This is a genomic window from Coprococcus sp. LG101-27, assembly GCF_027695515.1.
In the GTDB taxonomy this organism is placed as follows: domain Bacteria; phylum Bacillota; class Clostridia; order Lachnospirales; family Lachnospiraceae; genus Allocoprococcus; species Allocoprococcus comes.
Genome location: NZ_JAQEUJ010000008.1, coordinates 22,431 through 41,274 on the forward strand (window position 1 = coordinate 22,431; position 18,844 = coordinate 41,274).

Annotated in this window: 21 protein-coding genes; 18 read left to right on the forward strand and 3 right to left on the reverse strand. The window is 38.1% G+C overall.

Translation table 11 applies throughout. The annotated features are described in order from the left end of the window. Positions 1-42: 42 nt before the first annotated feature. From PG766_RS07665 to clpB, 8 genes are all read left to right on the forward strand, one after another. Positions 43-999, forward strand: coding sequence for a carbohydrate kinase family protein (locus PG766_RS07665; RefSeq protein ID WP_117555945.1), 957 nt, complete (start codon positions 43-45; stop codon positions 997-999). Positions 1,000-1,201: 202 nt separating this feature from the next. Further along, positions 1,202-1,432: a hypothetical protein gene (locus PG766_RS07670; RefSeq protein ID WP_118198794.1), complete on the forward strand. Its 231-nt coding sequence runs from the start codon at positions 1,202-1,204 to the stop codon at positions 1,430-1,432. 252 nt (positions 1,433-1,684) lie between these two features. Next, a complete protein-coding gene (locus PG766_RS07675; protein ID WP_270590712.1) occupies positions 1,685-2,017 on the forward strand; it encodes a hypothetical protein in 333 nt (110 codons plus the stop codon). A 113-nt stretch (positions 2,018-2,130) separates the two neighbouring features. Further along, a complete protein-coding gene (locus PG766_RS07680) occupies positions 2,131-2,364 on the forward strand; it encodes a hypothetical protein (protein ID WP_243014392.1) in 234 nt (77 codons plus the stop codon). A gap of 31 nt (positions 2,365-2,395) precedes the next feature. Then, on the forward strand, positions 2,396-2,557 hold the full coding sequence (locus tag PG766_RS07685; protein WP_243000039.1) for a hypothetical protein: 162 nt from the start codon (positions 2,396-2,398) through the stop codon (positions 2,555-2,557). Positions 2,558-2,851: 294 nt separating this feature from the next. Then, on the forward strand, positions 2,852-3,322 hold the full coding sequence (locus PG766_RS07690) for an Hsp20/alpha crystallin family protein (RefSeq protein ID WP_008370865.1): 471 nt from the start codon (positions 2,852-2,854) through the stop codon (positions 3,320-3,322). Between the two features lie 66 nt (positions 3,323-3,388). Continuing rightward, complete coding sequence (locus tag PG766_RS07695) at positions 3,389-4,423, forward strand: DnaJ C-terminal domain-containing protein (RefSeq protein ID WP_118198796.1); 1,035 nt, start codon at positions 3,389-3,391, stop codon at positions 4,421-4,423. Positions 4,424-4,589: 166 nt separating this feature from the next. Next, positions 4,590-7,190, forward strand: coding sequence for an ATP-dependent chaperone ClpB (gene clpB / locus PG766_RS07700; protein ID WP_118198797.1), 2,601 nt, complete (start codon positions 4,590-4,592; stop codon positions 7,188-7,190). A gap of 78 nt (positions 7,191-7,268) precedes the next feature. Here clpB and PG766_RS17090 read toward each other — a convergent pair whose 3' ends face one another. Next, positions 7,269-7,436: a helix-turn-helix domain-containing protein gene (locus PG766_RS17090; protein WP_082421158.1), complete on the reverse strand. Its 168-nt coding sequence runs from the start codon at positions 7,434-7,436 to the stop codon at positions 7,269-7,271. A 151-nt stretch (positions 7,437-7,587) separates the two neighbouring features. Between PG766_RS17090 and PG766_RS17095 the strand changes: the two genes are divergently transcribed. Continuing rightward, positions 7,588-7,695 carry a helix-turn-helix domain-containing protein gene (locus tag PG766_RS17095; protein ID WP_227084887.1) on the forward strand — a complete coding sequence of 36 codons (108 nt, stop codon included), beginning with the start codon at positions 7,588-7,590 and terminating at the stop codon, positions 7,693-7,695. A 304-nt stretch (positions 7,696-7,999) separates the two neighbouring features. On the opposite strand, the gene PG766_RS07715 is transcribed toward PG766_RS17095, so the two are convergent. Both PG766_RS07715 and PG766_RS07720 read right to left on the reverse strand, forming a co-directional pair. Further along, a complete protein-coding gene (locus PG766_RS07715) occupies positions 8,000-8,737 on the reverse strand; it encodes a GntR family transcriptional regulator (RefSeq protein WP_008370857.1) in 738 nt (245 codons plus the stop codon). After that, positions 8,734-9,444 carry a GntR family transcriptional regulator gene (locus PG766_RS07720; RefSeq protein ID WP_118198798.1) on the reverse strand — a complete coding sequence of 237 codons (711 nt, stop codon included), beginning with the start codon at positions 9,442-9,444 and terminating at the stop codon, positions 8,734-8,736. Before PG766_RS07720 ends, PG766_RS07715 begins: the two co-directional genes overlap by 4 nt. Positions 9,445-9,759: 315 nt before the next feature. Between PG766_RS07720 and PG766_RS07725 the strand changes: the two genes are divergently transcribed. The 9 genes from PG766_RS07725 to PG766_RS07765 all read left to right on the forward strand — a co-directional run bounded on the left by PG766_RS07725 (position 9,760) and on the right by PG766_RS07765 (position 18,825). Further along, the gene (locus PG766_RS07725; RefSeq protein ID WP_004074321.1) at positions 9,760-10,755 is read left to right on the forward strand and encodes an SIS domain-containing protein; all 996 of its coding nucleotides are present in this window, start codon (positions 9,760-9,762) and stop codon (positions 10,753-10,755) included. Positions 10,756-10,764: 9 nt separating this feature from the next. After that, positions 10,765-11,616, forward strand: a complete 852-nt coding sequence (locus PG766_RS07730; protein ID WP_055246327.1) for a PfkB family carbohydrate kinase — start codon at positions 10,765-10,767, stop codon at positions 11,614-11,616. Positions 11,617-11,632: 16 nt separating this feature from the next. Then, positions 11,633-12,913: an ABC transporter substrate-binding protein gene (locus PG766_RS07735; protein WP_118198799.1), complete on the forward strand. Its 1,281-nt coding sequence runs from the start codon at positions 11,633-11,635 to the stop codon at positions 12,911-12,913. A gap of 71 nt (positions 12,914-12,984) precedes the next feature. After that, complete coding sequence (locus PG766_RS07740) at positions 12,985-13,878, forward strand: carbohydrate ABC transporter permease (RefSeq protein ID WP_055297617.1); 894 nt, start codon at positions 12,985-12,987, stop codon at positions 13,876-13,878. Beyond that, a complete protein-coding gene (locus PG766_RS07745; protein WP_008370839.1) occupies positions 13,871-14,680 on the forward strand; it encodes a carbohydrate ABC transporter permease in 810 nt (269 codons plus the stop codon). Before PG766_RS07740 ends, PG766_RS07745 begins: the two co-directional genes overlap by 8 nt. Before the next feature lie 31 nt (positions 14,681-14,711). Next, the gene (locus tag PG766_RS07750) at positions 14,712-16,745 is read left to right on the forward strand and encodes a beta-galactosidase (RefSeq protein ID WP_118198800.1); all 2,034 of its coding nucleotides are present in this window, start codon (positions 14,712-14,714) and stop codon (positions 16,743-16,745) included. Beyond that, entirely contained in the window at positions 16,721-17,626 is a 906-nt protein-coding gene (locus tag PG766_RS07755) for a YitT family protein (protein WP_055297615.1), read from the forward strand. The genes PG766_RS07750 and PG766_RS07755 overlap by 25 nt, the downstream gene beginning before the upstream one ends. A gap of 23 nt (positions 17,627-17,649) precedes the next feature. After that, entirely contained in the window at positions 17,650-17,850 is a 201-nt protein-coding gene (locus tag PG766_RS07760; RefSeq protein ID WP_008370830.1) for a hypothetical protein, read from the forward strand. 135 nt (positions 17,851-17,985) lie between these two features. Further along, positions 17,986-18,825, forward strand: a complete 840-nt coding sequence (locus PG766_RS07765) for a tyrosine-type recombinase/integrase (protein ID WP_117555551.1) — start codon at positions 17,986-17,988, stop codon at positions 18,823-18,825. Positions 18,826-18,844: the final 19 nt, after the last annotated feature.

The following is an 18,844-nucleotide window of genomic DNA, read 5'->3' on the forward strand; positions in this document are numbered from 1 at the left end:
GGAAAAAGCAATGTCATTTTTGGAGGCAGAATGGAGAATATAATGAAAAAATATGATGTAGTGGCACTTGGAGAATTGTTAATTGATTTCACAGAAAATGGAAAAAGTAATCAGGGAAATCCACTTTTTGAGGCAAATCCGGGAGGAGCGCCATGCAATGTACTTGCAATGCTGACGAAACTCGGACATAAGACGGCATTTATCGGAAAAGTAGGGGAAGACTTTTTCGGAGAACAGCTGAGAGATGCGATAACAGAAGCAGGGATTGATGCAGGTGGATTATGTACAGATAAGGAAATCCATACGACACTTGCTATGGTACATACTTATCCGGATGGAGACAGAGATTTTTCGTTTTATCGTAATCCGGGAGCGGATATGATGCTGAATAAAGAAGAGGTTCAGGCAGAACTTATTAAAGAAACAAAAATCTTCCATTTCGGAACGTTGTCCATGACACATGGAGGAGTGCGCGAAGCAACAAAAGAAGCAATCCGTATTGCAGAAGAATCCGGTGCAGTTATTTCCTTTGATCCGAACTTACGTCCACCACTTTGGAACTCTTTGGATGAGGCAAAGGAACAGGTATTGTATGGATTAGCACATTGTCAGATTCTGAAAATTTCAGACAATGAAATCCAATGGCTGACAGGTGAAGAAGACTATACGGCAGGGGTAAATTGGATTAGAGAAAGATATCAGATTCCGCTGATCCTTGTATCTATGGGAAAAGAAGGAAGTCGTGCATACTATAACGGAACGATGGTAGAAGTAAAACCGTTCCTTCAGAAGAATACAATTGAGACGACAGGAGCAGGAGATACATTTTGTGGTTGTGTATTACATTATATCTGTGAACACGGAATGGAAGGTTTAGAGGAAGAAAACCTGAAGGAAATGCTGACTTTTGCAAATGCGGCAGCATCTGTGATTACAACAAGAAAAGGGGCACTGCGTGTAATGCCAACCAGAGATGAAATTCAGAATTTGCAATGTTAATCATGGAAGTTCAGGCAGAGTCGGATATGATAAGCAATTATATCGAAATGTATCACCTTGCTCCGGCAAAGTACATGAATCAGAAACACTGGCTGGCAGTTCCAATGGATAAACAGTGCGAAGAAAAGGATTGACATTTCTGGCGGTGCATTCCATAATGACAATAGCAGTTTGATAGAACTAACAAGAGCGGGAGCGTGACATGAGGAAAAAGAATTCTTATAGATGGCTGATATGGATTTTTCTGGCTGTAATTCTGATAGGTGTGGCATTGTGGAATATTCTGCCGCCGTATATTGATCGATGGCAGTCGACGAAAGATTATGAAAAACTTGCCGAAGAATATGTCAGTGATGAATCCGAACCAGATGACGGGAAGCAGAAGAAAAAGACTGGTGGAGCACCGACATTAAAGTCGAATTTGACCAGTTAAAAACAGAAAACCCGGACGGCATCGGCTGGATACGGTTCGACGATCAGAATGAGCTTGGTATCAACTATCCTATCGTGCACTCCGGGGACAACGAAAAATATCTGCGCAAAGATATCCATGGCAATAAGCATATCGCCGGAAGTATCTTTCTGGAAGGACTGAATCAGTCAGATTTTTCCGACCTTTATAACATCATTTACGGACACAACATGAACAATGGCAGTATGTTCGGCAGTCTGAAGAAATACAAGGATGAAGGCTTCTGGAAAAAGAACCAGTACTTTACGGTCTATACCGAAAGCACTGCCTGCCTACCGCTATCAGATCTTCTCCTATGAGGATGCGGTGAATGGCGGCAATGTATATAAAGTCGGTTATCAGCCGGGGGAAGAATACCAGACGTTTATTGACGAGATGGTAAAAGACTCGGATTTTGATACCGGGATCAGACCAAAGTCAACGAACAAGATCCTGACGCTGTCCACCTGTACCGGGAATGGATACAGCAAACGGTTTGCTGTTCATGCGATATGTATCGATACCCAGACAACAGACCAGACAAAATTAAAGGAAACGGATGATTAACAGGTAAAATGCATTGACAAACTTAAAAAAAGAACAATATAATGGGGAAAACCATGGTTTGAAGTAACTGACCAGAAGCAAAAGAGGAAAACAAGAACACAGAGAGTGAAGTAATGGCGGATAAAAAAACAGAAAACAGAAATATTGATACTGCAAAAGCCAGAGGAGAACTGGAAGAAGACCTTCTGGAGTATGTCTATCGGAAATGGAGACAGGGCAGACAGATTACATCAAAGGAATATGCCAGAACAACAGGAATAACGACCAGTGAGGTTCTTTTTTTGTATAAAAAATATCTTGTAAATTCTGTTTTAGAGAGTAAAAAAACTGTAGCTGAGGGGCTGTGAAAAAAGAACAGTCCCGAAAAAAATTTTGCCAATGCTAATTCAAGATTATCTGGACATCTGTGATCCAGTGCTGACTTTTGACAGAGTTATGGGAGAAATCGAACTGGAGAAATATCTGGATAACAAGTCGAAAATGACACAAATCTCACAGTATGAGCTTCAAAAGGGAAACTGGAAAGAAGAAATTGATTAAGCATTTGGAATATCAGATTTCCAATGCCGATGAAGCGTCTTTAAAAGAATATCGTGTGAATCTGCGACATTTGTAAAATCGAAAGGATTCTTTATGATTGGAATAAATAGAAAAGACATACAAGCAATCTTAAAAGCTGGTGCAAAAAAAATCTCAAAAAATTAGCACTCACCTCTTGACAGTGCTAATAATGCGTGCTATAGTACAGGTAGAACAAAGGAAGGGGAACGAAAAGAAAGGTTCGCCAGAAAGTGTTCCGAACGTATTATGAGTGTTTGAAAGGAGACAGGACTTATGTTAATGCCTAGTATTTTTAATAATAATTTATTTGATGATGATTGGTTTGGATTTCCGTTTTACGGATATGCAGATAAAGCAGAGAACAGAGCAGAAAAGAAGCTCTATGGACATCATGCGAATAATCTGATGAAGACAGATATCAAGGAAATGAAAGATGGATATGAACTTGAGATTGATCTTCCAGGGTTCAAGAAAGATGAAGTTACTGCAGAATTGAAAGATGGTTATCTGACAGTCAGTGCAGCGAAAGGTCTTGATCAGGATGAACAGGAGAAAGAAACCGGCAGGTATATCCGCCGTGAACGTTACGCAGGAGCATGTCAGAGAAGTTACTATGTTGGTGAAGATATCACAGAAGAAGATATCAAAGCAGAATTTAAACATGGTATTCTGAAACTCTTTGTTCCGAAAAAAGAAGCAAAACCAGCGGTAGAAGAGAAGAAATATATCACAATTGAAGGTTAATATAGAAGATAAATTTCCCCCGGAGAGCAATCTCCGGGGTGTTTTACAGGCAGGAGGTGACAGAGCATGGCAGCAAAGCGGGATTACTACGAGGTGCTCGGAGTAGCAAAGAATGCAGATGAGAAGACAATCAAAAAAGCTTACCGGAAGCTGGCGAAGAAGTATCATCCGGATACCAATGCCGGAAATCCGGATGCAGAAAAGAAATTCAAAGAAGTAACAGAAGCTTATTCGGTACTGAGTGATCCGGAAAAGAAGAAGATGTACGATCAGTTCGGACACGCTGCATTTGACCAGTCTGCAGGAGGCAGCTATCAGGGCAGTGGATTTGGAAATGGTTTCCAGGGATTCAAAAGTGGTCCTGGAGGATATCAGGAGTATCATTTTACAGGAAATGCAGATGATATTTTCGGAGATATGTTTAAAGATATCTTCCACGGAAGCAGCAGTAAAAGCACAGATGGTTTCGGAGGTCATGGTTTTCACAGAAGCAGTTTCTATGACGATGGATCCGGATTTAGTGGCTTCGGAGGATTTGGTGACCACGGGTCAGCAGGCTTTGATCAGAAAGGTCAGGATTTGAATGCCAGTGTGTCTGTTACATTTGATGAGGCAGCATTTGGATGTGATAAAAGAATTACTCTGCAGGATCAGAGCGGAAAAGCACAGACACTTGAGGTGCATATTCCGGCAGGAATTGACAGCGGAAAGAGCATAAGACTTCGTGGAAAAGGAATGCCGGGAACCGGAAAAGGTGGGGCAGGAGATCTTCTTCTGAAAGTAACTGTTCAGCCAAAAGCCGGATATGAACGAAAAGGTATGGATGTTTATACAACGGTCAGCATTCCTTATACAACTGCTGTGTTTGGTGGAGAAGCAAGGGTGCATACCCTGTATGGTGATGTGATGTGTAAGATCAAAGAAGGAACACAGTCAGGAAGCAAGATTCGTTTAAGAGGAAAAGGAATCGTTTCCATGAAGGATGCAAATGTCCATGGTGATCAGTATGTAACGGTACAAATTCAGGTTCCGAGACATTTAAATGCAGAAGCAAGACAGAAACTGATGGAATATAAGAAAGCCGCTGCCGGAGGAAGATAAAGGATCCGGGGCGTTTCATATAGATGGGACTCATAAAATGAGTTCGATGATTTGACAGGGAAGTAAAAATTTATATAGATTTAGCACTCGACTATTGACAGTGCTAATAACAAGTGCTATAGTTCGAGTAGAACAAAGATAGCAAGGCAAAGGAGGGACTCATGTTATGAATATCAATAAATTTACACAAAGTTCTATGGCAGCAGTACAGAACCTTGAAAAGATTGCGGCAGATTATGGCAACCAGGAAATTGAACAGGAACATCTTCTGTATTCTTTGCTTACAATAGATGACAGCCTGATTCTCAAGCTGATTGAGAAGATGGGCATTACAAAAGAGACGATGATGAACCGTGTGGAAGAGCTTTTACGGAAGCGTCCGAAGGTACAGGGCGGTCAGATGTATATTGGTCAGAATCTGAATAATGTGCTGATCCATGGCGAGGATGAGGCAAAGCAGATGGGTGATGAATATGTATCGGTTGAGCATCTGTTCCTCGCACTTCTGAAATATGCGAACCGTGAGATCAAAGGTATGATGAAGGAACTTGGAATCACAAGGGAAAGCTTCCTTCAGGCACTTTCTTCGGTAAGAGGTAATCAGCGAGTAACCAGTGATAATCCGGAAGCTACTTATGATACCTTGAACAAATACGGGGAAGATCTGGTAGAAAAAGCCAGGGAGCAGAAGCTGGATCCGGTCATCGGACGTGATGCAGAGATCCGGAATGTGATCCGTATCCTGTCACGTAAGACAAAGAACAACCCGGTTCTGATCGGTGAACCTGGTGTAGGTAAGACAGCAGCAGTAGAAGGTCTGGCACAGCGTATCGTGCGTGGTGATGTACCGGAAGCTTTGAAAGATAAAAAAGTATTTGCACTGGATATGGGAGCACTGGTTGCAGGTGCCAAGTATCGTGGTGAATTTGAAGAGCGTCTGAAAGCAGTTCTGGAAGAAGTCAAGAACAGTGATGGAAACATCATCCTGTTTATCGATGAGCTGCATACCATTGTAGGTGCCGGAAAGTCAGACGGTGCAATGGACGCCGGAAATATGTTAAAACCAATGCTTGCCCGTGGTGAGCTGCATTGTATCGGTGCGACAACTCTGGATGAGTATCGCCAGTATATTGAAAAGGATGCCGCTCTGGAACGTCGTTTCCAGCCGGTTATGGTGGATGAGCCTTCAGTTGAGGATGCCATTTCTATCCTTCGTGGATTGAAAGAGCGTTATGAAGTATTCCATGGTGTCAAGATCACAGACAGCGCACTGGTTGCGGCGGTTACTCTGAGTAACCGTTATATTTCAGACCGTTTCCTTCCGGATAAGGCAATCGACCTGGTTGATGAAGCATGTGCATCCATTAAGACAGAGCTGGATTCTATGCCGACAGAGCTGGATGAACTGAACCGTAAGATCATGCAGCTGGAGATTGAAGAAGCTGCTTTGAAGAAAGAGGATGACCGACTGAGCAAGGAAAGACTGCAGAAACTGCAGGAAGAACTTGCCGAAGAACGGGAAAAATTCGCAAAGCAGAAAGCACAGTGGGATAACGAAAAACATTCTGTTGAACATGTACAGAAGATCCGTGAGCAGATTGAACAGCTGAACCGTGAAATCGAAGCAGCTCAGAGGAGCTATGATCTGAACAAGGCAGCAGAGCTTCAGTACGGACGTCTTCCACAGTTGCAGAAACAGCTGGAAGAAGAGGAAGCAAAGGTAAAAGATGAAGATCTGTCACTGGTTCATGAAAGTGTTACCGATGATGAGATTGCTAAGATCATTTCCCGCTGGACTGGTATTCCGGTTGCAAAATTAAACGAAAGCGAGAGAAGCAAGACACTGCACCTTGCAGATGAACTTCACAAACGTGTCATCGGACAGGACGAAGGCGTTACGAAAGTAACCGATGCAATCATCCGTTCCAAAGCAGGAATCAAAGATCCGACTAAGCCGATTGGTTCCTTCCTCTTTCTTGGACCTACAGGTGTAGGTAAGACAGAGCTTGCAAAAGCACTTGCCGAGAATCTGTTTGATGATGAGAACAATATGGTGCGTATCGATATGAGTGAGTACATGGAGAAATATTCCGTGTCCCGTCTGATCGGAGCGCCTCCGGGATATGTCGGATATGATGAGGGCGGTCAGCTTACGGAAGCCGTTCGCAGAAAACCGTATTCCGTAGTGCTTTTCGATGAAGTAGAAAAAGCACATCCGGATGTATTTAATGTACTTCTGCAGGTACTGGATGACGGACGTATCACGGACTCGCAGGGACGTACCGTTGATTTCAAGAATACGATCCTGATCATGACATCGAACATCGGATCTTCTTATCTGCTGGATGGTATCGATGAAAATGGCGATATCAAACCAGAGGCAGAGGAGATGGTCATGAATGATCTGAGAGCACATTTCAGACCGGAATTTCTGAACCGTCTGGATGAGACGATTATGTTCCGTCCGCTGACGAAAGATAATGTCTACTCTATCATCAGCCTGCTTGTCAATGATATCAATAAACGGCTTGCAGATAAAGAACTGAGGATCGAGCTTACCGAAGCAGCCAAACAGCTTGTAGTGGAAGGCGGATATGATCCGACCTATGGTGCAAGACCATTGAAGAGATATCTTCAGAAGAATGTTGAAACCGAGGCAGCTAAACTGATTCTGGAAGGAAATGTTGGCAGCGGAGATACGATCCTGATCGATAATGTGGATGGAAAACTTACTGCAAGGATCAAGCAGCACTTAAGAGAAGTATAAGAAATGTGACATATAAAGAATCTGCAATCGGCAGATCATCGAATCCGATCATGGTGACATCATCAGGCGCAGGACGGTTTATAACCGCTTGCGCCTGTATTCGTTTGGAGTTATACCAAACTGTTTTTTGAAGGCAGTCTGAAAGTGGTTCTGGCCTGAAAAACACAAAAAAGTGCTGATTGTACTGATCGGTTTATTCGTGAACTGAAGCAGACGCCGTCCCTCCTCGGGCTTGCACCGGAGAATAAAATGGCTTCTTCAATCACATAATCGCGATACAAGCTGATAAAGCAAAAAACCGGATACAATTTTCAGGAGCTTCTGCAAAGAAAAAGATTTCAGATGACGGTTCTTCTGTTGTGCGATACAAAGCTTTCGATTGAAGAAATAGCCCTGGATTGTCGGGTATGAGAATCAAAGCTATTTTTTCAGGCGATTTAAGAAACGTTACGGAATGACACCGCACAAATACAGAAAAGAAAACATAAAAGATAAAAAACGATAGGATGGAAAATAAGGACAGTTTTTTGAACTAATGAGGTTCTAAAAAGCTGTCCTTATTTTTGTTATATTGAGTACTATAATGGTCTCATAAATTAAGACACCCTAAACAATGCTTCTGCTGTATTCGATGACAAGCGTGAAGAAAATTTCAAGGAAAAGCTTTTCTATCCGACTAAAAATGGTTAATTCTAAGCGGCTTTAGGTGGTCAATTTTCCCCGCCCCTAAAAAAGTATTATTTTGTGTATATTCTATCTTGTTTTGTTTATGGTGCATACACATACTAAATGGTAAAATTAAAGTGAATTTAGATATCATTTGTGACAAAGCGCACTTCAAGTTTATCAGGGCGTGAATAACTTTCTGTATATTCAACTAAATTACCATTTTCATCGTATCCTATGAATTCAATATAGTTGACGATAGAGGTGGCACTTGGAAGATGAAGGTGCTTTTGAAGTTTTTCGCCAGCTTCTACCATCATCATTGTCTCATTAAATTTTACAGGCAAATGATTTTTGGATTTCATATAATCATAAAGCGATATGTGCTCAAAATTGTAATTATCGATATCTGAAAAAAAATGAAGAGGAACATAGGTAAACTCAATTGCAAGAGGTTCCTTGTTTCCAAGACGAATTCGATGAATACCGTATATTTCATCTTCTTCAGAAAGTCCAAGTTTATCTGCAAAGTATTTTCTGTTTTTGATTATACCTGTGCCTAAGCATTTATTGGAAATTTCAATACCAAAGTTACGAACTAAAGAGGTAAAGCTGGCATTTTTTGATTCATTTAGTACTCCTAAAGCAACTCGATTTTGTTCGGGTTTGCGGACAAAAGTTCCCTTTCCGTGAACGCGAATTAAGTAATGTTGGCTAATTAATTCGTCAAAGATGTCATGAATCAAATACCGACTTACACTATACATTGTTGCAAAATCCCGTTCGCTAGGAAGCAACTCCCCAGGAAGATATTCCTGTGTTTTAATTTTTGTAATGATACTAGATTTTATTTGTGCGGCTAATACATCATCATTGCTCATAAAACTACCTCCCTGATAAAACCAAAACGATCAATTAGCATATTATTTTCAAAAAAGACTGCAAGATGTCCTTGTTTATCATACATGAGCCCTTTGTATTTCATTAAAGGGCTATCAACAGGAATATTTAAAATTTGAGCAGTCTTTGTGTCTGCGTAAAGTAAGGTGACTTTTTGATTCGATTTTGCCAAGGTTATTTGACAATTGTTTGTAATCAAATCAATTGCAGGAGCAGAAGCAGCAATTTGTTGGGTGAGATCTGGATAGATATATTCAGGAATATAAGTTGTATTGATACAAATTGGTTGAGTACCATCTGAATAAAGCCAAACAATTTTGTATATTTTCGATTTTTCAGGAAGTAACATTTCGCTTGCAAGATAGTTATCTGCTTCTATTTTTTTGAAATCATATAATTCGTAAGTTAATTGTCCGCTATCTTCCTCTGAATGTAAGGAAAAATTACGAATGGATTGTAAAATGCGTTTAGGCGCTACGTAATAACCACTTCGTGGTTTTGAGATAATTGTTTTATCTTGAAGTAACAGATTCAAGGCTCCACGAACAGTTAAGCGTTGTACATGAAACAGCTCTGCCAGCTTTCGTTCCGAAGGCAGTTTGTCACCTGGAAGATAGTGTTCTTCCTTTAGCATGTATTTGATTTCTTTTGATAATGCAACATCTAAAGTTAATAAATTTTTTTTCATAAGAACTCCTAATATTATAATTTACTTGTAAATTATAATCAAATTATACGTTGTCAGTTCTTAAAAAGCAAATGGAAAGGAAAAAAGAAATGAATAAATAAAAAATAAATATAAAAACTGGTATAGTAAACCTGAAATGTGCTTCATACCAGAATAAAAGAAATATATGCATTGTGTATAAAAAAATGCATTTATATTTATAAAAATACAACAATATTCAATATTTTTTGCGTGAAATATTGAAAAAAATGAAAAAAGTGGTATATTAAATTTAAAAATAGTCACCAATACAAAAGAAGGGAAAGGGAAAACACTATGTTGAAATTTAATGAACAGAAACAGATTGAAAGTGTGAATGGAGCGCTTGCTCTGAGAAATCAAATTAATGAATTGATTGATGGAATTTGTAAAGAAGGATACAAGAATATTTGTTGGCTCGGTATCGGTGGAACATATGCATCTTGCCTCCAGGCAGAGGTTCATATGAAAGAAAAATCAAAACTTTCATTTTTTGTTGAAAACGCAGCAGAGTATTTGACAACTGGAAATAAAAAAGTTGGAGAAGGAACTATTGTAATTATTTCGTCTGTTACAGGAACAACTTCTGAAATCGTAGATGGAGTAAAAAAAGCACAGAAGAGTGGAGCAAGGGTGATTGGTTTTATTGATGTTGCTACTGCAGAACTTGCAAAACTTGTAGACTATGTGATTACATATCCTGCCAATGAACAATTGAAATTTTATATGGTAGCAGATAGATTTATGTATAATGCAGGAGAATTTCCAGAATATGAGGATTTATACAAGGAGTTGGATCAGTATTTGGCAACTGCACTTGTGGAAGTTGAAAAGGAAGCAGATGCTTTCGGAGAAGAATTTGCAAATCGTCATAAGGACGACAAAATTCATTATTTTGTTGGGGCTGGGAACCAGTATGGTGCCACATATTCTTATGCAATGTGTTATTGGGAAGAACAGCATTGGATTCGTACAAAATCTATCCACAGTGCAGAATTTTTCCATGGAATGTTAGAAATAATTGACAAAGATACACCAGTTACAGTATTTATTGGGGAAGATTCTCAGAGATCATTGAGCGAGCGCGTTGCAAACTTCTTGCCACGCATTTGTGGAAAATACAATATTATTGATACCAAGAAATTTGAATTAAAAGGAATTAGTCCAGAGTACAGAGGATATATATCACATTTAGTGATGCATGCGGTAACACAGAGAATTGATGTACATATGGAAAAAGTCAATTGTCATCCTATGGAAATCAGAAGATATTACAGATGTCTGGACTATTAAGGTGGCAAAATGGACAGAAAGATAAGAGTAGCAGCAATAGGAGATAATTGTATTGATTATTATGATTCATTGAATGAATCTTATCCAGGGGGAAACCCAGTGAATGTTGCTGTATACATAAAACGATTAGGTGGAGAAAGTTCTTATACAGGTGCTGTTGGAACTGATTCATTCGGAAAAATCATGATAAGTGCAATTCAAAATAAAGGAGTTGATACTTCTCATATTCAAGTGCTGGATGGAAAGACCGCAGTTACACATGTTGACATTGTAGACGGAGATAGAGTGTTTGGAAAATATGAAGAAGGTGTTTTGGCAGACTTTAAGCTAAGAGAACAAGACATTTCCTTTATAAAGAAACATGATTTAGCGGTTACAGGAATTTGGGGAATGATTGAAGATGAGCTTCCACTTATTTCGAAAGAAATTCCAGTTGCATTTGATTTTGCCAATAAATTTGCAAATCCAATTGTTGAGAAAGCGATTCCATATGTGACATATGCATTCTTCTCTTTTGACGAGGAATCACGCAATGAGTTTAGACAGAAATATCATAGCATGGGCTTAAAAGAAAAAGAAAATTGTACGGAACAATTAAAGGAATTCATGAAAGCAATGCAACAAAAAGGACCTAAAGTCATTATTGCAACATTGGGGAAAAATGGAAGCATTGGGTATGATGGAAATTCTTGGTATCGATTTGGAATCATAGAGTGTAAAGTTGTTGATACAATGGGTGCAGGCGACAGTTTTATTGCCGGATTTTTATATGGGATTTTGAATGGATTGAATGTTCAAGATTCGATGGAAGCAGGAGCTCGGAATAGTGCGGTAACAATAGGGTATCAAGGGGCATGGTAGAAGGAGAATATAACGAATGAGAAAAAAAATAGTGGCAATTTTATTGATAGCTACGATGGCAATGGGGATTGCAGCATGCGGAGGTTCAGGGGACAAAAAAGACGATAATACAATTACAGTATGGTGTTGGGACAAAACATTTAATATTTTTGCAATGGAAGAAGCTGCAAAAATTTATCAAGAAGATCATCAAGATGTGAAAATTGATATTGTCGAAGTTGGAGATGTAGATGTACAGTCTAGACTTACTACGGCTGGTATATCAGGAGATCTAAGCACATTGCCAGATATTTTTTTGATGCAAGACCAGGCATTCCAAAAAAATGTATTATCTTATCCAGATGTATTTACAGAAATTTCTGAAAAGAAAATTGATTTTTCAGAATTTGCTCCTGGTAAAACAGATTTTTCTGTTGTAGATGGAAAACACTATGGAGTGCCTTTTGACAACGGAGCAGCAATTGCTTGTTATCGTACAGATATTTTGCAAGAAGCTGGAATGACTTTAGAAGATTTTACAGATATTACCTGGGATGAGTGGGTTGAAAAAGGCAAAGTAGTACTGGAAAAAACAGGAAAACCATTATTGACAACGACAGCAGGCGAATGTGATTTGCTTACGATGATGTTACAGTCTGCAGGAGCATCTTTGTTTAATGAAGATGGAACAACGAATATTGCAAAAAATGACACTTTGAAGAAGGTAATTGATACATATTGTAAAATGAAAGATTCAGGTGTGTTACAGGAAGTAAATAACTGGGATGAATACACTGGCTCAATGTTGAACAGTGAAGTTGCAGGTGTGATTAATGGGTGTTGGATTATGGGAACAATTCAGACAGCTGAGGATCAGTCAGGAAAATGGGCTATTACAAATATTCCAAAACTTACAAATGTAAAGGGTGCCACAAACTATTCAAATATTGGAGGTTCTTCCTGGGCAATCTCAGGGAATTGTGGAAACGTAGAGTTAGCAGAAGATTTTCTTGCATCTACATTTGCTGGAAGTACAGAGTTATATAATAATATTCTCTCTTGTGGAGCAATTGCTACATGGACACCAGCAGGAGATTCTGATGCATATGCAGTACCGAATGAATTTTTCTCTGGTGATGCAGTGTTTGAAAAAATAGTTGACTATTCAACAAAAGTTCCTTCTATTATTACGGGACCATATTTCCATGAAGCAAGAGACGCAATCTCTGTTGCGACAACAAATATTACAAATGGTGCAGATTTAGAGAAAGAGCTTAAAAAAGCGGAAGATACTGTTAATTTTAATATGGGACAGTAAGAGAGATTCCTATCATACAAGGGGATGGAATGTAGAACCATCCCCCTTATGGATAGAAAGGAGGAGTTTTTGTGTCTAACAAACCAAGAAAAATGACGTTAGAAAAAAAGCATAATTTAACAGGATGGGCTTTTTTGGCACCAGCAACATTTTTGATTGCGGTGTTTAGTTTTTGGCCAATGATCAAAGCATTAGTTTTATCTTTTCAGACGGGGAAAGGTAGAAATATGCAGATGGCTGGATTTACAAATTACATCAGAATGTTTCAAGATGATGTATTTATTCAGTCAATAAAAAACACATTTTTTTATTTCATTCTTCAAGTGCCCATTATGCTTGTAGTAGCGATGGTGTTAGCTTGTATTCTAAATAAAAAAGACTTACGGTTTAAAGGATTTTTCCGAACAATGATTTTTTTGCCGTGTACAACTTCATTGGTTGCGTACTCAATTATTTTTCGGTCTTTGTTTGCAAATGATGGATTAGTAAATTATGTTCTAGTGAATTTGGGAATTTTGGATAAACCATATAATTTTTTGACACAACCATTTGCGGCAAAAATAGTTATCATATTGGCTCTTTTGTGGAGATGGACAGGATATAATATGGTATTTTTCCTTTCTGGATTGCAAAACATTGAATATTCAGTATACGAAGCTGCAAAAATTGATGGAGCATCAGCAATACAGACATTTTTTAAGATTACTGTTCCATTATTAAAACCAACTATCTTGTTGACAGCAATAATGTCAACAAATGGAACATTACAGTTATTTGATGAATCAATTAACTTGACCGATGGAGGTCCTGCGAATGCTTCGATCTCTATGTCACATTACATATATAATTTATGTTTTAAGTATGTGCCGAATTTTGGATATGCAGCAGCGATGTCCTTCTTTATATTACTGTTGGTTGCAGTATTAGCACTTATACAAATGAGGGTGGGTGATAAACGTGATTAAAAAAATGAAAAATATAGGAATGTATGCATTCTTGATTTTGGTTACTTTTATTTCAGTATTTCCTTTGTACTGGATGGTAAGTGCATCCACAAACAAAAGTGTGGATGTATCAAAAGGTGTATTATCGTTTGGCTCTCATTTGGGAGAAAACTTGAAAAATCTGCTGGCAAATCAAGATGTATGGGCTGCATTGGTCAATTCATTTAAATATGCAATATTACTTACAATAGTTTCGATGGTGATATGTTCCTTGGCAGGATATGGATTTGAAATTTATCATGATAAAGCAAAAGATGCCGTGATGGGTGTGATTCTTCTTGCGATGATGGTTCCATTTATTACGATATTGGTCCCATTGTTTCAGATGGTTGCAAAAATGAAAATGTTAAATAGTACGTTGGGATTCATTTTACCAACGATATCAACCCCATTTTTAATCATGATGTTTCGGCAGAGTGCAAGATCATTTCCTCGTGATATTATTGAAGCTGCCAGATTAGATGGACTTTCGGAAATTAGAATCTTCTTTCAGATGTTTATTCCTACAATGAAATCAACATATGCAGCGGCTATGACTATTACATTTATGAATGCTTGGAATAGTTATATGTGGCCGAAAGTAATCATGACACAATCCGAGAGCATGACAATGCCAATGGTTGTAGCAAATCTGACAGAGGGATATGTAACAGACTATGGAATGCTTATGTTGGCAGTCTTAATATGTACATTGCCTACCGCCTTAGTATTCTTTATTTTACAGAAGAGTTTTGCAGAAGGTATTACTGGAGCTGTAAAATAATAAATGATATCTATAAAGAAAGGGATTAGAAATGGAATATAAAAAAATAAATATGCCAGGTCTTCTGCATGGTGGAGATTATAATCCTGAACAATGGTTAGATAGACCGGATATTCTTGAAGAGGATATCCGGTTAATGAAATTAGCGCATGTAAATAATGTTTCACTAGGAATATTTTCGTGGGCATTTTTAGAGCCAGAAGAAGGAAAATATCAGTTTGACTATTTAGAAGAAATTATTAACCGTTTATATGACAATGGCATCTATACAAATCTAGCTACACCAACAGGTGCAATGCCAAATTGGATGACTCAAAAATATCCTGAAGTAATGCAGACAGATGAAAACGGGATACAGAATTTACCAGGAAAAAGGCATAATTTTTGTTACACGTCTGCTGTTATGAGAGAAAAAACTAGAAAGTTGGATTTGAAATTATCAGAACGCTTTGGAAAACATCCAGGAGTAATTCTTTGGCATATATCAAACGAATACGGAGGAAATTTTAGGGATGCTTCTTGTCATTGCGAAGAATGTCAAAAAGCATTTCGGAAATGGTTGAAAAAAAAATACAAAACATTGGATGCATTGAATCATGCATGGTGGAGTGCGTTTTGGAGTCATACTTATACCGATTGGGAACAGATTCATTCACCTTCTCCGAGGGGAGAGGATGAATTACACGGTTTGAAATTGGACTGGAAAAGATTTGTGAGCGAACAGTTACAGGACTTTTGTAGAGAAGAGATTCGAGCTGTTAAAACATATTCGGATCTTCCAGTTACAACAAACATGATGATGTATTTTTCACCATTGGATTATGATAAATGGGCAAAGGAGTTGGATGTGATTTCTTGGGACTCTTATCCGAGTTGGCATACAAAAGAAGATGAAGTACCGATTGCTGTGTGGGCAGCCTTTATGCATAACCAGATGAGAGGATTTCAGAAGAAGCCATTTTTGATGATGGAATCAACACCATCACTTGTGAATTGGGATGAGGAAAATAATGTAAAAAGACCGGGGATGAATTACTTATCTTCAATGCAGGCAATTGCGTTAGGTTCGAATAGTGTTCTTTATTTTCAATGGAGAAAAAGCAGAGGATCGAGTGAAAAGTTTCATGGAGCGGTTGTTGATCATGATGCGTCAGAAAAGAATAGAGTTTTTCAAGAAGTTGCTTGGATTGGCAAAGATCTAGAAAAGCTAAGCAGTCAAATACTAAGTACATGTAATAGGGCGAAGGTAGCTATTATTATGGATTGGGAAAATTGGTGGGCTCTTTCTGACGCACAAGCAATATCGAGAAAATTTGATTATACGGAAGAACTTTTAAAATATTATCGGGTTTTTTGGGAAAAAGGAATTGAAGTTGATATAATTTCCATGGATCGAGAGTTGTTAGATTATCAGCTTGTGGTTGCTCCGACCTTGTACTTACATAAAAAAGAGTATATTCATAAAGTAGAAGCATACGTGGAAGCAGGTGGAATATATGTAACAACTTATTGGAGTGGAGTAGTAAATGAAACAGATTTATGTTTTATTGGAGAGAGACCACATGAGAGATTGCTAGGATTATCAGTTGATGAGATTGATGTGGGGAATGAATATTTTCCAAATACTTTCTCCTATAAAGACGGTGTATATAAAGCCGGTGTGTTAAGAGAAGTTGTGACACTTCAAACTGCAAAGCCGTTGGGAACATACTTGCAAGATTACAATGTAAATACTCCAGCAATTACAGAAAATGCGTATGGCAAAGGAAAAGCTTACTATGTTGCTGTTCAACCAGATCTGGAATTTTTGAAAGAATTTTTGGGCGATGTAATTGAGGAAGCAAATGTGGAAGCAAATTTGACGGAAACATTGCCTTATGGAGTTACTGTTTCAAAAAGAAGTGGAAAAGAACAGAAAGATGATGTATATTTTCTTCAGAATTTTAACAGACATCCTGTGAAGATGGTTTTGAATGAATGTTATACAAATTTGATTACTGATGAAATCCTTACAGGTTCAATAAAACTGCAAACATATCAATGTATTGTGATGCAAAAGAAATAAGATTCCGTAATAGGGAGGAATTCACATTGAAATCAAAGGCAAAGACATTTTTAATTGATATTTTACTTGATATTGTAGGTGGTTGTTTCATTGCGATTGGAGTCTATAATTTTGCAGTGGCATCTGGATTTCCGGTAGCAGGTATATCAGGTATTGCAATCGTGTTTTATTATTTTTGGAAAATTCCAATTGGTACAATGACGACAATTTTGAATATTCCAATTATTTTAATTTGTTACAAGTTGTTGGGAAAACAATTTTTTTTAAGATCAATAAAGACAATGTTAATTTCTAATATACTGATGGACTGGGTTGTTCCATTGCTTCCAATTTACCAAGGTGATATGATGTTATCTTGTATTTGTATGAGTGTATTCTCAGGAATCGGATATGCATTAATTTACATGAGAGATACCTCTACAGGTGGAGCAGATTTTGTTTTGATGGCAATACACAAGGCAAAGCCACATATTTCTGTAGGAAAAATTATCATTGTTATGGATTTTATTATTGTAATTATTGGTGGAATTCTGATGCATGGAAACATTGATAAGATTATTTATGGATTAATTGGAACGTATATTCTATCATTTGTCGTAGATAAGCTAATGTATGGCGTTGATGCTGGAAAACTTGCTTTGATTGTAACAGAAAAGGGGCCGCAAATTGCGGCAAAAATTGATGAGCTATCACAACGAGGGGCAACTTTGATTAAGGCAGAAGGAAGTTATACAGGACGTGAAAAAGAAGTATTAATGTGTGCATGTAACAATAAAGAAATGCATACGATTCAAGAAGCTGTAAAGAAAGTAGATTCATCAGCGTTTCTTGTTACAATGGAATCGAATGAAGTGCGTGGAAAAGGATTCAAGCCAATATAATATAAAAATTAAGAAGCTCTAGCATGGATCGGTATAAGATTGGATCCGGAACATTATCTTTGATTATGGAACGTTATCATGCGGGAGAAATTCCGATTGAAGAACTCCAGATGATGCCACCAAAAGAGGTGGAATTACTTTTTTATCCTCAGAAAAATATTAAAAAGAAGGATATTCCACTTCCAGATTTCCAGTACTACTATGATAGGATTCATGCAAATTAAAATCAATTAAGAAAAATAGGCGGATATGAGCAGCAGGACAATGAAAAAAGTTTTTGTCCTACTGCTTTTTCGGTTAATAAAATTTCAGATCTGTGAAATAATGTGAGTAAAAAGAAAAAACTAGGAGGACACATTATGAGCGGAATGAAATTTGAAAAAGAAATCTTTATGAAGTATTTGATCGAGCGGGAAGCATCGGAGGCAACAAAGAAGAAATATATGACAGATGTAACGACTTTTTATTCCTATGCAGCAGAAGCGGAAGAAATAGATAAGGAACTTCTGCTTGCTTACCGGGAGTGGCTGATGCAGCATTATGCAGTAAGCAGTGTAAATTCGATGCTTGTGGCACTGAATCAGTATTTACTTGCCGTTGGGCTTGGAAAATGGAAGCTCCGCAGAGTCCGTGTACAGGGCTGTAATTCAAAGATGATGGAAAGAGAACTGCAGAAATCCGATTATATCAAACTGGTGCGGAAAGCAAAAGAGCAGGGAAAGGAACAGCTTGTAATGATTATGGAGACGCTTGCAGGGACAGGAATCCGGATCAGTGAGCTAAGATATTTTTCAGTTGATAGTGTTCAAAGAGGGATCGTGAAGGTGTGGAATAAAGGAAAATACAGACCGGTTATTTTAACGGATCAGTTGAGAAAAAGACTGTTGTATTATATAAGAAAAAACAGAATTCAAAAGGGAAATGTGTTTATAACGAGATCAGGTCATGAAAAAGACCGGTCGAATATATGGAGAGAATTAAAACAGCTTGCAGTAAGTGCGGGGGTGGAAACCGAAAAAGTATTTCCGCATAATTTCAGACATATGTTTGCAAGAATTTTTTACAGGGTTACAGGAAATCTGTTGCAGCTTGCGGATATTCTGGGACACAGCAGTATCGAGGTGACAAGGATTTATGCTTCGGATGGAATTATGGAATGGAAAAAGAGCATGGAAATGTTAGAGATGCTTGTAGAATGACGACATAATGTTAATTATG

Bases quoted from the DNA above. Each gene is read 5' to 3' on its own strand.
- PG766_RS07665 (WP_117555945.1), top strand. From the start codon at position 43: ATGAAAAAATATGATGTAGTGGCACTTGGAGAATTGTTAATTGATTTC.
- PG766_RS07670 (WP_118198794.1), top strand. From the start codon at position 1,202: ATGAGGAAAAAGAATTCTTATAGATGGCTGATATGGATTTTTCTGGCT.
- PG766_RS07675 (WP_270590712.1), top strand. From the start codon at position 1,685: ATGAAGGCTTCTGGAAAAAGAACCAGTACTTTACGGTCTATACCGAAA.
- PG766_RS07680 (WP_243014392.1), top strand. From the start codon at position 2,131: ATGGCGGATAAAAAAACAGAAAACAGAAATATTGATACTGCAAAAGCC.
- PG766_RS07685 (WP_243000039.1), top strand. From the start codon at position 2,396: ATGCTAATTCAAGATTATCTGGACATCTGTGATCCAGTGCTGACTTTT.
- PG766_RS07690 (WP_008370865.1), top strand. From the start codon at position 2,852: ATGTTAATGCCTAGTATTTTTAATAATAATTTATTTGATGATGATTGG.
- PG766_RS07695 (WP_118198796.1), top strand. From the start codon at position 3,389: ATGGCAGCAAAGCGGGATTACTACGAGGTGCTCGGAGTAGCAAAGAAT.
- clpB (WP_118198797.1), top strand. From the start codon at position 4,590: ATGAATATCAATAAATTTACACAAAGTTCTATGGCAGCAGTACAGAAC.
- PG766_RS07715 (WP_008370857.1), bottom strand. From the start codon at position 8,737: ATGAGCAATGATGATGTATTAGCCGCACAAATAAAATCTAGTATCATT.
- PG766_RS07720 (WP_118198798.1), bottom strand. From the start codon at position 9,444: ATGAAAAAAAATTTATTAACTTTAGATGTTGCATTATCAAAAGAAATC.
- PG766_RS07725 (WP_004074321.1), top strand. From the start codon at position 9,760: ATGTTGAAATTTAATGAACAGAAACAGATTGAAAGTGTGAATGGAGCG.
- PG766_RS07730 (WP_055246327.1), top strand. From the start codon at position 10,765: ATGGACAGAAAGATAAGAGTAGCAGCAATAGGAGATAATTGTATTGAT.
- PG766_RS07735 (WP_118198799.1), top strand. From the start codon at position 11,633: ATGAGAAAAAAAATAGTGGCAATTTTATTGATAGCTACGATGGCAATG.
- PG766_RS07750 (WP_118198800.1), top strand. From the start codon at position 14,712: ATGGAATATAAAAAAATAAATATGCCAGGTCTTCTGCATGGTGGAGAT.
- PG766_RS07755 (WP_055297615.1), top strand. From the start codon at position 16,721: ATGTATTGTGATGCAAAAGAAATAAGATTCCGTAATAGGGAGGAATTC.
- PG766_RS07760 (WP_008370830.1), top strand. From the start codon at position 17,650: ATGGATCGGTATAAGATTGGATCCGGAACATTATCTTTGATTATGGAA.
- PG766_RS07765 (WP_117555551.1), top strand. From the start codon at position 17,986: ATGAGCGGAATGAAATTTGAAAAAGAAATCTTTATGAAGTATTTGATC.